We start from the raw sequence: 14,866 nt of genomic DNA on the forward strand, positions 1-14,866 counted from the left end.
GGCCCCGCGCTCGACGTCGGTGCCGGACCGTGCGGCTCCGACGGCCGCCGCCTACGCCTCGGCCGTGGTCGGGTCGATCACCTCGCGGACCTGCGACACGCGGTTGGCGGGGAACCCGCCGCGCGCCGCGTGTTCGCGAACCATGGCCTCGTCCGGCGCGATGTAGACGCAGTAGATCTTGTCGTCGGTGACGTAGCTCTGCACCCACTGGATCGACGGGCCGAGCTCCTGCAGCACGCCGCACGATTTGGCGGAAATGCCCTGCAGCTGCTCCGCGCCGAGCGTGCCGGCGCCGGGGATGTCGCGTTCGATCACGTACTTGGGCATGGCGGAACCTCATCGGGAGACGTCCGGGCCAACGGCGCGCGCGCCGCCGCCCGGACACCTGCCCCGCTCCCGGTCCGGTCCGCCGCCGGGAGCGTCGACGCTCAGTTGCCGCTGGCGCGGAACGGGAAGCGCTGGAAGATCGCGCTGATCGCCTGGTCGGCCGATGCGATGCGCTCGGCGGGCGTGCGCTGGGTCACCCGCCCGATCGCCGCGCCGGTCCACACCAGGTGGTTGCGCTGGGCATCGACGAGGTCGACCGTCAACGTGCCCTCGGTGTAGCGCGACACCTGGGTCTCGTCGTACCAGACCGGGTACGCGACGTAGCTGCGCGCGCGGTAGCTGTAGAAGTAGCCGATGTCGCTGCGCGGCATGCTGTAGACGTCGGTCTTCTCGCGCACGACGCCCTGGAAGTTGACCCGCAGGTCGGGCTTGGCGGCGTCGAACACGTAGCCCCGCGCGTCCATCTCGCGGCGGATGCTCGCCTTGATCCGGTCGGTCAGGTAGGTGGTGTACCCGGACTGCTCCATCGCCAGCGGCTGGTAGAAGCCGTACGTGCGGTAGCGGGCGAAGTCCGCCTGCGGGTCCATGTCGGTGGACACGCGCGGCGTCGTCGCGCACGCGGCCAGCAGCGCCAGCAGTGCGAACGCGGACAGCGCGGCGCGCGCCCGGCCCAGTCGCGCGGCGATCCGGGTAGTCGGCGATAGCGTGGTCATGTCGTTCTCCTCGTGGTTCGCGCGGCGGCTCACGCCGCCTTGCGCAGGGTGCGCTTGAACAGCGCCAGGGTCTTCTGCCACGCCGCGCGCGCGGCATCCTCGTCGTAGCGCGGCGTGGTGTCGTTGTGGAAGCCGTGCTGCGTGCCCGGCGGCTGGAACAGCTGGTACTTGACCTTGTGCGCCTTCAGCGCGGCCTCGTACTCGGGCCAGGCGGCATTGATGCGCTCGTCGTTGGCGGCCAGCACCACCAGCAGCTCGGCCTTGATCTTCGGCACGTCCGCGGCCGGCGCCGGGCTGCCGTAGAACGGCGCGGCGGCGGCCAGGTCCGGCAGCTGGGTGGCGAGGAAGTTCGCGATCGCGCCGCCGTAGCAGAAGCCGACGACCCCGAGCCGGCCGTTGCCGCCGTCGATCGCCTTCAGCCACTTCGCCGACGCCACGAAGTCCTGCTTCGTCTTGGCCTGGTCCAGCTTCGGGAACAGCGCGCGCGCCTCGTCCTCGGTGCCCGGGTAGCCGCCGAGCGGGAACAGCGCATCCGGCGCGAACGCGATGAAGTCCTCGAGCGCGAAGCGGCGGGCCACGTCCTCGATGTGCGGGTTGAGGCCGCGGTTCTCGTGCACGACCAGCACCGTCGGCAGCGGGCCCTTGGCCTTCGGCTTGGCGGGCTTGACCAGGTAGCCGCGGACCTTGCCGTAGCCATCGGGGGAATCGATCTCGACGTACTCGGCGACGATGCGCTTGTCGTCCGGCGTGACCTGCTGCGCGAGCGCGAACTGCGGGGTCAGCGCGGCGAGCAGGCCGGCCGCGCCCGACGCGCCAACCGCGAACTTGCCGGCGCCGGCGAGGAACCCGCGCCGGTCGATGATGCCGTGCACGTACTGGTCGAACAGGCGCATCACTTCGGGGTGGAAATCGCTGGCCTTGGCGCGCGGTGCGGTCGACATGTCGAACTCCGTAAAGGTGGATGACGCGAGCGATGGGCCGAGCATAGCGGCCCGTCCGTGGCGACGATGACGACGCCTTCACCGCTGATACGGTGAATCGTTCAGACCAGATGCCGCAGAGCCGGCAGGTACTTTTCGGCCGAGCCGGTGTTGACCGCGACCACGCGCTCGCCGCGCCGGACCAGCCCGCGGTCGAGCAGCTGCGGCAGCGCCGCCAGGCACGCCGCGCCCTCCGGGCTGACCCACCCCGGCGCACCGCCGAGCGGATCGTCGCGCCACAGCCGGGCGAACTCGGCGGCGGTGTCGTCCTCGCTGACCGCGACCGCCGCGCCGCCGCTGGCGCGGATGATCTGCAGCACGCGGAAATGGCCGACGCCGCCGGGCACGTTCAGCCCGGTCGACAGCGTGTGGCCGGCGGTGACGACGGTGGTGTCGTCGGCGCCGGACTCGAACGCGTTGACCAGCGGCGGGGTGACCTCGCTCTGCACGCAGACCATTCGCGGGCGCCGGCCGTCGATCAGCCCGAGCGCCTCGAGTTCGTCCCACGCCTTCCACATGCCGAGCACGCCGGTGCCGCCCCCGGTCGGGTAGACCACCACGTCGGGCAGCGACCAGCGCGTGTCGCCGGGCGGCGGCTCGGCCAGTTCGAGGCCCAGCGACTTCTTGCCCTCGACGCGCCAGCCGGGCTCCTGGAACGTCGCGACCGAGAACCAGCCGTGCGGGATGTACTTCTCCTTCAGGAGCGCACCGGACTCGCGGATCGTCGGCCCGGCGAACTCCAGGATCACGCGCTCCGGGTGGCGTCGCGCCGCGGCGGCGACGCTGCCCTGGATCGGCATCGGCGTGTCGTCCGGCATCGCCACGACCACCGACAGCCCGCCGGCCAGCGCGTAGCGCACCAGCGAGTCGCCGGCGTTGCCCTGGGTCGGCACCGCCAGCCGCGTGAGTCCGAGCCGCCGCGCCTGCGCGGCGACCATCGCCATGCCGCGGTCCTTGAAGCTCTGGGTCGGGTTGGCGCCGAAGCCGGGGTGCGCGCGGCCCTCGTCCTTCAGCTGCAGCGTGATGCCGGCGCTGCGCGCGACCGGGTGGCGCGCGTAGTCGAGCAGCGGCGTCGCGCCGCCGCCCAGCGGCACCAGGTGGCGCGCGTCGTCCGGGTCGTTGGCGTCGAGGGCCATCAGCGCGCCGAAGCGCCACAGGTCGCGCCGCGCGGGGCGGTACCACCCTGCGCCCGGCTGCTCGGCGCGCAGGCGCTCGAGGTCGAGCACCATCTCGACCGGCCGTCCGTCGACCGGGTCGAGGTTCATCGGCACGTCGTGCGGGTACTCGACGCCGGAGCCGAGGCCCCGCAGGCAGCGGACGTAGGACATGCAGTGGCGCTCCGGTGTTGGACGGACGGAGGTTACGGGGCTTCCGGGCCGTCGGGTGCGCGGCGCAGTCGGGCCAGGTCGTCGGCCAATCCCCGGTACGCCGCGTCGCGCGCCGCGCCGGCGGGCTGGCGCAGCACCCACGAGGGGTGCACCGTCACCAGCACCGGCGTGCCGTCGGAGGCGCGCTGCCAGCGCCCGCGTTCGGCCAGCAGCGCGACGCGGCGGCCCAGCACCGCCTCGGCCGCGGTGACGCCGAGGCAGACGATCCGCTCCGGGCGCAGCGCCGCGCGCTCGCGCCGCAGCCAGCCGGCGCACGCGGCCTGCTCGTCGCTGGACGCGCGCACGTGCAGGCGCACCTTGCCGCGGCGCTCGAACTTGAAGTGCTTGACCGCGTTGGTCAGGTACAGCAACGCGCGATCGATGCCGGCGTCGGCCAGCGCGCGATCGAACAGTTGGCCGGCGGGACCGACGAAGGGCCGGCCGCGCAGGTCCTCCTGGTCGCCAGGCTGCTCGCCGACCACCATCACCCGCGCATCGGCCGGCCCCTCGCCGGCGACCGGCTGCGTCGCCGGCTGCCACAGCGGGCAGGCGCGGCATTCGGGCAACTGGGCCTTCAGCGCGGCCAGCGAGTCGCCTTCGCCCTCCAGCGCGGCGACCTGCTTCGCGGCGCGCGCGACCATCGCCGGCTTGCGCGTCGGCTGCGCGTCACGCTCGGCCATCTCGCGCACGCGCTGGCCGGCCTCGCGAACCAGCGTCGGCAGGCGGTGAACCTCGGGCAGGTGGCGCCAGTACTTGACCGGCATCTCCTGCCGCATCATCCGCGTGTTGAGGCGTGCCGGATTGAAGATGTGCGCGTAGTACGCCTGCCACAGCGCCTCGTGCGCGTCGTCGGCGGGGGCCTCGTCGGGACGGGCCCCGCCGCCGAACTGCAGCGACTCACCGTCCCAGATCGCGCGCCGGTACGGGGTCAGGATCGCCCAGCGCATGCCGGCAAAGCGGCGCATGAAGAACGGCGCGGCGAGGTCGACGATGTGGTGCTCGGGCTCGAACCACGCGATGTACGCCTCATGCTCGCCAGGCACGGCGCGGAAGCGCACGAACGCCTTCATCTTGTGCACGTCGCGACGGACGGCCTTCTCCAGTTCGCGCACCCGGTGGACGTCGGCGTCGAGCGCGTTGCCGAGCAGGCGCGGCTCGCCGTTCGCCAGCCGCCACAGCAGCCGATACAGCAGCGCGTGGCGGTGCGGATCGCGGTGGGCGAGCACGCGCGCGGCGCTGGCGAGGAACTCGCCCGGCACCGCGGGCGCGTCGCGCACGGGCGGCAGCGCGGTCACCGGCGTCGGCGCGAGCAGCGACGGCGCGGCGTCGTCGCTCCAGTCGATCTGCGCCGGTTCAACCCCCGCCTGCAGCGCCGCGCGCGCCTGCGTTCGCCAGGCGTCGAGGTCCCACGGTGGATCGACCCGCGCGGCGTACACGCGTCAGCCGAACAGGCTGGCCTGCCGCGGCGCCGGCGCAAGCTGGGCGCGCAGCGCGTCCGGACGCTCGAGCCGCGCGCCCGGGTGGTGGTCGAGCACCTGCACGAACGGCAGCACCTTCTTCAGCGGCGCGCGCAGCCGGGTCAGGTCGTCGAGCCGAAGCCGCCCGTGCCGGCGCGCGCCAAGGATGCGCTTGACGCTCGACGTGCCCAGCCCCGGCACGCGCAGCAGGCGCTCCTTCGGCGCGGTGTTGAGGTCGACCGGAAAGCACTCGGGGTGGCGCAGCGCCCACGCGAGCTTTGGGTCGATGTCCAGGTCGAGCAGCGTCGCCGTGCCGTCGGCCGCGCGCGGCGCGATCTCGTCGACGTCGAACTCGTAGAAGCGCAGCAGCCAGTCCGCCTGGTACAGCCGGTGCTCGCGCACCAGCGGCGGCGCCTTCAATGGCAGCACCACCGACGCGTCCGGGATCGGACTGAACGCGGAGTAGTAGACGCGTCGAAGCCGGTAGTTGCCGTACAGCGCGACGCTGGTGTCGAGCACGTCGCGATCGTCCGCCGCGTCGGCGCCGACGATCATCTGGGTGCTCTGCCCGGCCGGCGCGAATCGAGGCGGCTTCGCCTTGCGCACCGGCGTGGCCTTGCGCTGCTCCTTGGCCTCCTCGATGCGCCAGCGCAGCTGGCCCATCGCGCCGCGGATGCCGGTCGCGTTCTTCTCCGGCGCGAGCTTCTTCAGCCCGCCCTCGGTCGGCAGCTCGACGTTGATGCTGAGGCGGTCGGCGTAGCGGCCGGCCTGCGCCAGCAGCTCGGGCGACGCCTCCGGGATTGTCTTGAGGTGGATGTAGCCGCGGAACTGGTGATCCTCGCGCAGGCTGCGCGCGACCTCGACCATCTGTTCCATCGTGTGGTCGCCGCTCTTGAGGATGCCGCTGGAGAGGAACAGCCCCTCGATGTAGTTGCGCTTGTAGAAGTCGAGCGTGAGGTCGACGACTTCCTCGGTCGTGAAGCGCGCCCGGCGCACGTTGCTCGATACGCGGTTGACGCAGTACGCGCAGTCGTAGATGCAGAAATTAGTCAGCAGGATCTTCAGCAGCGACACGCAGCGCCCGTCGGGCGTGTACGAGTGGCAGATGCCCATCCCCTCGGTGCTGCCGACGCCGCCGCCCTTGCCGAGCGAATTGCGCTTGCCGGCGCCGCTGGACGCGCACGACGCGTCGTACTTGGCGGCATCGGCGAGGATCGAGAGCTTGTCGAGGACGTTCATTCGGCAGTGGACCGCGGGGCACCCGATTGTCCATACGCGCGTCTCAGCCCGTGAGACGCACCCGCGCCGAAACCGAACAGTTCAGCTCCGCCGCCAGACGCGGCGCCGCCGCTCAACGCAGCTGGCTGTCCTTGCTGCCGCGGCGGTTGTAGCCGGCGCTGGGCCCGTCCTCGCGATCGTGCGCTTCCTGGCACGGCACGCACAGGCGCACGCCCGGCATCGCCTTGCGCCGTGCTTCGGGAATCGACGCGTCGCACTCCTCGCAGCGCTCCAGCCCGGGGCCGGTCGGCAGCTGGCTGCGCGCGCGCTTGATCGCGTCCTTGACGGTCGCATCGATCTGGTCCTGCACCGCGCCGTCGCCCGCCCATCCGGTCGCCATGGCCGCTGCCCTCTTCGCTTCGATAAGGTGGATTTATGGGTCGCAGTGCGTGATGCAAGGGTCGTCGCCCGCTTCCACCGCGGGCGCGAAGTGCGACGGGGTTCAGCGCCATCCGGCGTCGAGCGGGTAGTCTGTGCGCCCCACCTGAAGCCTTCATCGACCATGCTGCGACCGATCCTGCTCTGCGCCCTGCTGGCCCTCGCTTCCGCCCCCGTGGCCGCCAGCAGCTTCGGCGGTTCGTCGGCCGGCTCCTCGGCCGCCGGCTCGTCGGCCTCGTCCGGCAGCTCGTCGGGCGACGACAAGGTGGTGCTGCAGGCGCGCGACGACGCGGCCAGCTTCGTCGCCAGCAACGGCCGCATCCGCGGCGCCCAGCTCGAGGCCGCGCTGCGCCAGCTGCGCGAGCGCAACGCCGACGCGCGCCGCGCCAGCGACATGGAGCTGGCGCAGGCCATCCTCGCGCTGTGATCGCGCGGCACCGGCTTCGCCCGCCGCGGGCGTGGCCGCTGCTCGCCCTGCTGTGGCTGGTTGCGACGGCCCAAGCCAGCCCCTCGATCGCGACCCACCCGCGCGACCTGACGCCGGCGCAGCTCGCGGCGTCGGCCGGGCTGATCGACGACGTGCTCCAGCGCCTGCCGCCGCAGTGGGCGACGGCGTTGGAACGACCGCTGCAGCTGCACTGGGACGACGACCTGCCCGACGGCGTGCACGGCCGCGCGCGCGGCGACCGCATCGCGCTGCGCCGTTCGCTGCTGGACGGCTGGATGGCGCACCTGCGGGATGTCAACGCGGACCGGTCCGCGACCGATCCCGACGCCCGTGCGGCGCGCGCTGCACTGCTGCACGAGCTCGCACACGTCTACGACCGCAGCCGCGCCGGCGGCCTGTCGCGCGACCCTCGCCTGCTCGACCTGGCCGGCTGGCAGGTGCGGCCGCTCGCCGCAGGGCTGCGCACCCGGCGCAGCGCCTTCTCCGACCGCAGCCCCGATCCGTACGAGCTGGCCACGCCGCGCGAATTCGTCGCGGTCAACCTCGAGCATTTCGTGCTCGATCCCGAGTACGCGTGCCGGCGCCCGGCGCTGCATGCTCACTTCGCTGCGCGGACCGGCTCGTCGCGCCCCGCGCCGCCGTGCCCGCCCGACCTGCCGTTCGTGCAGGCCGACGCCGAGACCGAAGCGTCGCCGCTGCTCGCGATCGACCCGGCCCGCGTCCACGCGGTCGACTACCTGCTGGCCGAGGCCAACGCGCGGCCGATGAGCCGCTGGGGCCACAGCATGCTGCGGCTGGTGATCTGCGCACCGGGCCGCGCGCCGGGGCCGGACTGCCGGCTCGACCTGGCCCACCACCGGGTGCTGTCGTTCCGCGCGTTCGTCGACGACGTGCAGATCTCGAGCTGGCGCGGCCTGACCGGCGACTATCCGTCGCGGCTGTTCGTGCTGCCGCTGTCGCAGGTGATCGACGAGTACACCAAGGTCGAGCTGCGCGGCCTGCAGTCGATCCCGCTAGACGTGTCGCGCGACGAGATCGCCACGCTGCTCGAGCGCGCGGCGCAGCTGCACTGGAGCTACGACGGCCGCTATTACTTCGTCGGCAACAACTGCGCGGTCGAGACGTACAAGCTGCTGCATGATGGGGTGCCGCGGCTGGCCGCGGCCGGCCTGTCGAGCATCACTCCGACCGGCCTGCTGCGCCGGCTGGAGCGCGCCGGCATCGCCGATCCGCGCGTACTGGACGACCGCGACGAGGCGCTGCGGCTGGGCCACTACTTCGAACCGCTGAGCGACCGCTACCAGGCGATGCTCGACGCGGCGCGCGCGTCGCTGCCTCTGCCGCAGGCGCGGGTCGAGGACTGGCTGGCACTGCCGCCCGCCGAGCGCGCGCCGTGGATCGCGCAGGCCGATCTGCGCGCCGGCGCGGCGCTGCTGCTGCTCGAGCAGGCCGCCCTGCGCCGCGAGCAGCTGCTGGCGCGCGACGCGCTCAAGCGCCGGCTGCTGGGAACCGCCGCGCCCGAGCGCGCCAGCGCGGCTGCAACGCTCGACGAGCTGCTCGCGATCGAAGGCCTGCTCAGCCGACCGGCGATGCTGGTCCCGGGCGCGGGCTACGGCGTGCCGCAGCGCGCCGAACGCGGGATGCTGGCGGTCGGCAGCGACGCGCGTGCCGCGCAGTGGCGCCAGCGCAGCGCGCAGCTGCACCGCGAAGGACGCCAGTGGCTCGAACCGGCGCGGCGCGCCGCGCTCGATGCGACCGAGGCCAACGTCGACGCGCTCGGCCAGCGCGTGCGCACGCTGCACGAGCAGGCCGGCGGCCTGCGCCTGCGCTGAGCGGCGTCGCGTCGATCCGGCGGCGCTGGCCGCCCGCGTCGCGATCCGGCGTTGGCTAGGGTTCCCTCCCGCGGAGCTCCACGACATGGCCGAGTTGACCCTGCACGCCAAGGCGGACCACGCCTACGAACCCGCCGACGGCGTCTCGCGCGTGTTCCTGACGGTCAAGGTGCGCCTGCCCGACGGCAAGCCGGTCAAGGGCCTGGGCACCAAGGATTTCGCGGTGTGGCGCGGCATGCAGGCATGGGACGTCGACCTGGCGGTGCCGCTCGACGAAGCGGACATGCCGGGCATCTATTCGCTCACGATGCGCGACCTGCTGCCGTCCAGCTTCAAGGGCCAGGTCGCGTTCGTGGTCCACGCGCGCAAGACCATCGGCCGCACCACCGCGAAGGGCTGGGGGCTGGCGGACCTGGTCAAGCTGTAGCGACGCGCCGAAGACCGCGTCGAGCGGGCCGCCCGCGCCGCGCTAGCCGCGAAAGCTCTGCAGGTGCAGGCTGGTCTCGGTCGCGCTGATGCCCTTGACCTTGCGGATGCGCTCGAGCGCCGCGGCCAGCTCGGCCAGGCTGCCGACCCGCAGCTCGGCCAGCAGGTCCCAGCGCCCGTTGGTGTCGTGCAGCGCGGCGACGCCGGGCTCGCCGAGCAGTGCGCGGATGACCGACTGCTGGTTGCCTTCGACCGCGATGCCGGTCCACGCGACGATCTCATCCGGAGACGCATCTGGGCGCAGCCTCACGGTGTAGCCGACGATGATGCCGTCGCGCTCGAGCCGCGCGATGCGGTTGGTGACGGTCCCGCGCGACACCTTCAGCGCCTGCGCGAGTTCGGCGATCGAGGCGCGGGCGTTGGCGCGCAGGCGGGCGATGAGCTGCTGGTCGAGGGCGTCCATTTGGACATATTGGCATCTAAACTTGACTAAATGCCAGGAGCTTGGCCAAAACGACGCATTTCTGCCGTTTTGCGCTGACGCGCCGGTCCGGACAATGGATGGCGTCCGCGCGCTGCGCGCCTTCCGATCCCGAGGCTGTTGCCATGACCACCCTGCTGACCACCCACGACGTCGCCCGCATCGTCGCCGCCAACGGCCTGCCGGCGCTGCTGGCGCGCATGGTCGACTACCTCGAGGCCGACTTCCGCCGCTGGCCCGAGTTCGACAAGTGCGCGCGCGTCGCGTCGCACTCGGACGTGGGTGTGATCGAGCTGATGCCGGTCTCGGACGCGCGCGAGTACAGCTTCAAGTACGTCAACGGCCACCCGAAGAACACCCAGGTCGGCCTGCCGACCGTGATGGCGTTCGGCGTGCTCGCCGACGTCGCGACCGGCACGCCGACGCTGCTGGCCGAGTTGACCCTGACCACCGCGATCCGCACCGCCGCCACGTCGGTGATGGCCGCCAAGGTCCTCGCGCGCAACGATTCGAAGGTGATGGCGCTGGTCGGCAACGGCGCGCAGAGCGAGTTCCAGGCGCTGGCGTTCCACCACCTGCTGGGCATCGCCGAGGTGCGTCTGTTCGACGTGGACATCGACGCGACCGACAAGCTCGCCGCGCACCTGGCGGCCGCCGCGCCGGCCCTGCGCGTCGAGCGCTGCGCGAGCACCGCCGACGCGGTCCGCGGCGCCGACATCGTCACCACCGTCACCGCGGACAAGACCAACGCGACGATCCTGACCGCCGACATGCTCGCCCCGGGTATGCACGTCAACGGCGTCGGCGGCGACTGCCCGGGCAAGACCGAGCTGCACGCCGACGTGCTGGCGCGCTCGGCGGTGTTCGTCGAGTTTGAGCCGCAGACCCGCATCGAAGGCGACCTGCAGCAGATGCCGGCCGACTTCGCCGTGACCGAACTGTGGCGCGTGCTCACCGGGCAGGCCGAAGGGCGGCGCGACGCACGGCAGACCACGGTGTTCGACTCGGTCGGCTTCGCGCTCGAGGACTACTCGGCACTGCGGCTGCTGCGCGACTGCGCGTCGGAGCTCGGGCTCGGCGTCGATGTCGGGCTGATCCCGCAGCTCGCCGACCCGAAGGACCTCTACGGCCACCTCGTCGGCGCGCCGGTGGCGCGGCGGCGCGCCGCCTGACCGGCGTTCGCGTCGCGGGGGCGACGCGTCGGGACTGAACGGCGCGTTGCCCCGGTCACGCGTCGTGGACGGCAGTGTCGCGACAGTCGCGGCACGGCCCGCCGGCGCGCGGGCGCCACGCACCGCCGTCGATGCCCCACGCCCCGTTCCACGACCTCACCCCCTGGTGGACCCAGCAGCGCAGCGACGACTGCGTGATCGCCACCGCGATCCACGACGGCCACGGGCTGCGCGCCGAGCTGGCCGACGCGGTGGCGCTCCCGGCCGCCGAACGCCTGCGCGAGGAAGACCCGTTCACCGGTGACGCGGTGCGCGACGTGCCGAGCCACGTCATCGTCCACCGGTCGCGCTTCGAGGTCGACCTCAACCGCGCGATCGACGAGGCCGTGTACCGCACGCCCGACCAGTGCTGGGGCCTGCAGCTGTGGAAGGCGCCGCCCGCGGACGCCGTGGTCGAACGCTCGCGCGCGCTGCATCGCGCGTTCTACGCGCAGCTGGCGCACTGGCTCGACGACGTCGTCGCCGTGCACGGGCGCTTCGTGCTGCTGGACGTGCACAGCTACAACCACCGCCGCGACGGCGCCGACGCGGCGCCCACGCCGCCGGAGAAGGCGCCGGAAATCAACATCGGCAGCGCGTCGATGCCGCGCGCACAGTGGGCGCATGTTGTCGACCCGGTCATGGCGTCGATGGCGGCTTTCGAGTTCCTCGGCCGGCGCCTCGACGTCCGCGAGAACGTCGCCTTCCAGGGACGCGGCGAACTGGCCCGCTTCATCCATGAGCGCTACCCCGGCACCGGCTGCGCGATCGCGATCGAGTTCAAGAAGTTCTACATGGACGAGTGGACCGGCGAGCCCGACCGCGCCGCCGTGGACGCGATGCGCGGCCTGATCCGCGCCGCCGCCGACGTCGCGCGCGAGCGCCTGCATGGCTAGTGCAACGCCGCCGCCGGGCGCGGGCATGCACGGCGCGACGCCGCGGCCGTCCCGCGGCAACGCGTCGAAGCCGACCGCCCTTCCCCCCGGGCGGGTCGCGGCGAAGCGTGCGGCCGCTGCCGATCCGGCCTCCGTCGCGACGCGGCGCGCGCTCCAGCACGGCGGGCGGCTCGACGTCGACCGACCGCTGCCGTTCCTGGTGCTGGGCCGCCACGAGGACGACCGCGCGAGCCTCGCGCGGAGGCTGGCGCTGATCAGCGCGGCCGGCATCGCCTGGCCCGCGTCCGACCCCGCCGACGCCGAGGTGCGGCGCGAAGTGGCCCGGCTGCTGCGCGCCGCACAGGCGCACAGCGGGCGCGGGCCCGGCGCGCCGCTGCTGGTGTGGCTGCACGACCTGCCGTGCGACGCCTCGCTGGACGCAGAAAGCGCGCGGCTGGAGCGCTTCGAATTCACCCTGGCAGCGAGCGATGACGGGGCCGCGCGCCAGGCGGAGACGGCGCTCGCCGACGCGCTGGCGACGCTGCGCATCGACCAGCGCGTCGCCAGCGTCCGCACCGAGCCGGCCGCGCGGGCTCCGGACGCGCTGGCCCGGCTGCTGTCCCGGCTCGACCGGGCCGGGGACGGCGTCGCGTGGCTCGCGCTCGGGCTGCCGCAGGTCCATCGCGTGCCGGGCAGCGACACCGTGTACCCGCAGCTGTTCCACGAGCTGGAGTCCGGCGTGTTCGACGCGCTGCTGCGCGCGCTGGCCGCGCACATGGCCGCGAGCGGACTGCCCGCACCGGCGCATCACCGCGCGCTGGGGCGCAGCCGCTTCCTCGATGCCGCGCTCGAGGTCGACCGGCGGCTGACGGCCATCAGCGCCTCGTTCGACTTCCTGCTCGGGGTGTCGCCGATCGACACCGTTGCGGCGTTCGCGCGCTTCCGCGCCGCCGGCGAGAACGTCGAGCCGACGTTCCACTACCGCCCGCTGCCGATCGACCCCGCGGCCGCGAAGGGCGCGCTGCACGCGATCGACGTGCGCGCCTGCGAAGACCCGCTGCTCGAATCGCTGCTGTCGGAGAAACAGCGCGAGCTCGACCAGCAGCTGACGATGCTGCAGACCCGCAACACGCCGTCGTTCCGCTACGCGTCCCTGCTGCAGTACGGCGGCGTCGACGACGAGCTGCTCGACGATGCGCGTTCGATCCTGCGCTCGGTACACGACGATGGCCGCGCGCTCGCCGACGAGGGCGTCGACTGTTTCGGCGTGCGCGACGCCGCGCAGGCGCTGATCGACCGCTACCGCGCGCGCGCACCGGGGTTCGACGCCGAGGTCTGCCTGCGCGACGACATCGCGCCGGGGCTGATGGTCACCGGCCGCTCGGTGCTGGTGTCGACCGCAACGCTGGTGCCGCGCCGCCGGCTGGACGCGCTGCTGCAGCACGAGGTCAGCGTGCACGTGCTTACGGCCGTCAACGGCCGGCGGCAGGGGCTCGGCGTGTTCGGCTCGGGTCTGGCCGGCTACGAGGGTGTGCAGGAGGGGCTGGGCGTGTTCGCCGAGCTCGTCGTCGGCGGGCTCACGCCGGCGCGGCTGCGGCTGCTGGCCGGCCGCGTGGTCGCGGTCGACGCGATGATCCGCGACGCCACCTTCGTCGAGACCTACCGCCTGCTGCGCGACGAGCACGACTTCCGCGCGCAGCCGGCATTCAACCTGGTCGCGCGCGTGTTCCGCTCCGGCGGCATGGCCAAGGACGCGATCTACCTGCGCGGCCTGCGCCAGGTGCTGGCGATCGTCGCCGCGCATGGCGACCTCGCGCCGTTCTGGCTCGGCAAGATCGCCGCGTCGCACGTCGCCGCCGTCGACGAGCTGCGCGTGCGCGGCCTGCTGCGCGCGCCGCTCGTCGCACCCGAGTTCCTCGACCGTCCCGACGTCGCCGCGCGGATCGAACGCATCCGCGGCGGCGCCACCCTGCTCGACCTCACCCGGCTCTCCCCCACCCTGGACCCCTGACCATGCTGATCGCCTTCTTCGTCAACGCGCTCGAGGACGAGTACCCGCGCTACACGACGACCGTCCTCGCCCACGAGTGCGCCCGCCGCGGCCACGACGTCTGCTACATCACCCCCGGCGACTTCGTGTTCAGCCCGGACGACCGGATGCGCGTGCACGCGCGGATGGTGCCCGCGGCGAAGACCAAGTCGCGCACGCTCGACAAGTTCTTCAAGGACGTGCAGTCGGTCGCACGCAAGACCAAGCGCATCGACGTCACCGACATCGACGTGCTGATGCTGCGTAACGACCCGTCGCGCGACGCCACCGAGCGCCCGTGGGCCGAGGACGCCGGCATCCAGTTCGGCCGCCGCGCCACCGAGCGCGGGGTTCTGGTGCTCAACGACCCGGGCTCGCTGTCGAAGGCGATGAACAAGCTGTATTTCCAGTCGTTCCCGAGCGAGGTCCGCGCGCAGACGCTGATCACCCGGATGCCGGCCGACATCAAGGAGTTCGCCAAGCAGCACGGCGGCAAGGTGGTGCTGAAGCCGCTGCAGGGCTCCGGCGGCCAGGGCGTGTTCCTGGTCAACGCCAAGAACGCCGCCAACCTCAACCAGATGATCGAGGCGATCAGCCGCGACGGCTACGTCATCGCGCAGGCCTACGTGCCGGAGGCCGAGAAGGGCGACGTCCGCTTCTTCCTGATGAACGGGCGGCCGCTCGAGGTCGACGGCAAGTACGCGGCGATGCGCCGGGTCAGCTCGAAGGACGACATCCGCAGCAACATCCACGCCGGCGGCAAGGCGGTGCCGGTCAAGATCACCGACCGCGAGCTGCGCGTGGCCGAGCTGATCCGGCCCAAGGTCATTGCCGACGGCATGTTCCTGGTCGGCATCGACATCATCGGCGACACGATCCTCGAGGTGAACGTGTTCAGCCCGGGCAACCTGCAGTCGTGCAGCGACATGGCCGGGGTCAACTTCGCCAGCCAGGTGCTCGCGTCGATCGAGCGCAAGGTCGAGATCGCGGCCGAGTTCCCGGGCCAGTTCGACAACCGCACGCTCGCGACGCTGTAGCGATCGGCACGCCGGCCCCCCGCGGGA

The 14,866-nt window shown here is 72.7% G+C and carries 15 protein-coding genes; 7 read left to right on the forward strand and 8 right to left on the reverse strand.

The genetic code is table 11. From position 1 onward, the window contains the following. Positions 1 to 51 precede the first annotated feature (51 nt). The 7 genes from D3A60_RS09535 to D3A60_RS09565 form a co-directional block, all read right to left on the reverse strand. Entirely contained in the window at positions 52 to 327 is a 276-nt protein-coding gene (locus D3A60_RS09535) for a DUF4242 domain-containing protein (RefSeq protein ID WP_119718436.1), read from the reverse strand. Positions 328 to 428: 101 nt separating this feature from the next. After that, on the reverse strand, positions 429 to 1,073 hold the full coding sequence (locus tag D3A60_RS09540) for a DUF4136 domain-containing protein (protein ID WP_231120457.1): 645 nt from the start codon (positions 1,071 to 1,073) through the stop codon (positions 429 to 431). Then, on the reverse strand, positions 1,070 to 1,981 hold the full coding sequence (locus tag D3A60_RS09545) for a dienelactone hydrolase family protein (protein ID WP_119718437.1): 912 nt from the start codon (positions 1,979 to 1,981) through the stop codon (positions 1,070 to 1,072). Before D3A60_RS09545 ends, D3A60_RS09540 begins: the two co-directional genes overlap by 4 nt. A gap of 101 nt (positions 1,982 to 2,082) precedes the next feature. Then, positions 2,083 to 3,348, reverse strand: coding sequence for a threonine synthase (locus D3A60_RS09550; RefSeq protein WP_119718438.1), 1,266 nt, complete (start codon positions 3,346 to 3,348; stop codon positions 2,083 to 2,085). Between the two features lie 32 nt (positions 3,349 to 3,380). Then, on the reverse strand, positions 3,381 to 4,823 hold the full coding sequence (locus D3A60_RS09555) for a UdgX family uracil-DNA binding protein (RefSeq protein WP_119718439.1): 1,443 nt from the start codon (positions 4,821 to 4,823) through the stop codon (positions 3,381 to 3,383). Between the two features lie 3 nt (positions 4,824 to 4,826). Then, positions 4,827 to 6,083 carry a putative DNA modification/repair radical SAM protein gene (locus tag D3A60_RS09560; protein ID WP_119718440.1) on the reverse strand — a complete coding sequence of 419 codons (1,257 nt, stop codon included), beginning with the start codon at positions 6,081 to 6,083 and terminating at the stop codon, positions 4,827 to 4,829. A 112-nt stretch (positions 6,084 to 6,195) separates the two neighbouring features. Then, positions 6,196 to 6,462, reverse strand: coding sequence for a DksA/TraR family C4-type zinc finger protein (locus D3A60_RS09565; RefSeq protein ID WP_119718441.1), 267 nt, complete (start codon positions 6,460 to 6,462; stop codon positions 6,196 to 6,198). 162 nt (positions 6,463 to 6,624) lie between these two features. Here D3A60_RS09565 and D3A60_RS09570 point away from each other — a divergent pair, with 162 nt between their 5' ends. The 3 genes from D3A60_RS09570 to D3A60_RS09580 all read left to right on the forward strand — a co-directional run bounded on the left by D3A60_RS09570 (position 6,625) and on the right by D3A60_RS09580 (position 9,207). Next, complete coding sequence (locus D3A60_RS09570; RefSeq protein WP_119718442.1) at positions 6,625 to 6,927, forward strand: DUF2388 domain-containing protein; 303 nt, start codon at positions 6,625 to 6,627, stop codon at positions 6,925 to 6,927. Beyond that, positions 6,924 to 8,780, forward strand: a complete 1,857-nt coding sequence (locus tag D3A60_RS09575) for a DUF7844 domain-containing protein (protein WP_231120458.1) — start codon at positions 6,924 to 6,926, stop codon at positions 8,778 to 8,780. The genes D3A60_RS09570 and D3A60_RS09575 overlap by 4 nt, the downstream gene beginning before the upstream one ends. Positions 8,781 to 8,865: 85 nt before the next feature. After that, entirely contained in the window at positions 8,866 to 9,207 is a 342-nt protein-coding gene (locus D3A60_RS09580; RefSeq protein WP_119718443.1) for a hypothetical protein, read from the forward strand. 42 nt (positions 9,208 to 9,249) lie between these two features. Here D3A60_RS09580 and D3A60_RS09585 read toward each other — a convergent pair whose 3' ends face one another. Then, positions 9,250 to 9,669: an Lrp/AsnC family transcriptional regulator gene (locus D3A60_RS09585; RefSeq protein ID WP_119718444.1), complete on the reverse strand. Its 420-nt coding sequence runs from the start codon at positions 9,667 to 9,669 to the stop codon at positions 9,250 to 9,252. A gap of 143 nt (positions 9,670 to 9,812) precedes the next feature. Here D3A60_RS09585 and D3A60_RS09590 point away from each other — a divergent pair, with 143 nt between their 5' ends. The 4 genes from D3A60_RS09590 to D3A60_RS09605 all read left to right on the forward strand — a co-directional run bounded on the left by D3A60_RS09590 (position 9,813) and on the right by D3A60_RS09605 (position 14,839). After that, complete coding sequence (locus tag D3A60_RS09590; protein WP_119718445.1) at positions 9,813 to 10,859, forward strand: ornithine cyclodeaminase; 1,047 nt, start codon at positions 9,813 to 9,815, stop codon at positions 10,857 to 10,859. A 131-nt stretch (positions 10,860 to 10,990) separates the two neighbouring features. Continuing rightward, entirely contained in the window at positions 10,991 to 11,794 is an 804-nt protein-coding gene (locus D3A60_RS09595; protein WP_119719067.1) for an N-formylglutamate amidohydrolase, read from the forward strand. Continuing rightward, positions 11,787 to 13,784, forward strand: a complete 1,998-nt coding sequence (locus D3A60_RS09600; protein ID WP_157981452.1) for a peptidase MATCAP family protein — start codon at positions 11,787 to 11,789, stop codon at positions 13,782 to 13,784. Before D3A60_RS09595 ends, D3A60_RS09600 begins: the two co-directional genes overlap by 8 nt. Before the next feature lie 2 nt (positions 13,785 to 13,786). After that, positions 13,787 to 14,839 carry a glutathione synthetase gene (locus D3A60_RS09605; protein WP_119718447.1) on the forward strand — a complete coding sequence of 351 codons (1,053 nt, stop codon included), beginning with the start codon at positions 13,787 to 13,789 and terminating at the stop codon, positions 14,837 to 14,839. Positions 14,840 to 14,866 lie beyond the last annotated feature (27 nt).

This window comes from Cognatilysobacter tabacisoli (assembly GCF_003586305.1).
GTDB classification, from domain to species: Bacteria; Pseudomonadota; Gammaproteobacteria; order Xanthomonadales; family Xanthomonadaceae; genus Cognatilysobacter_A; species Cognatilysobacter_A tabacisoli.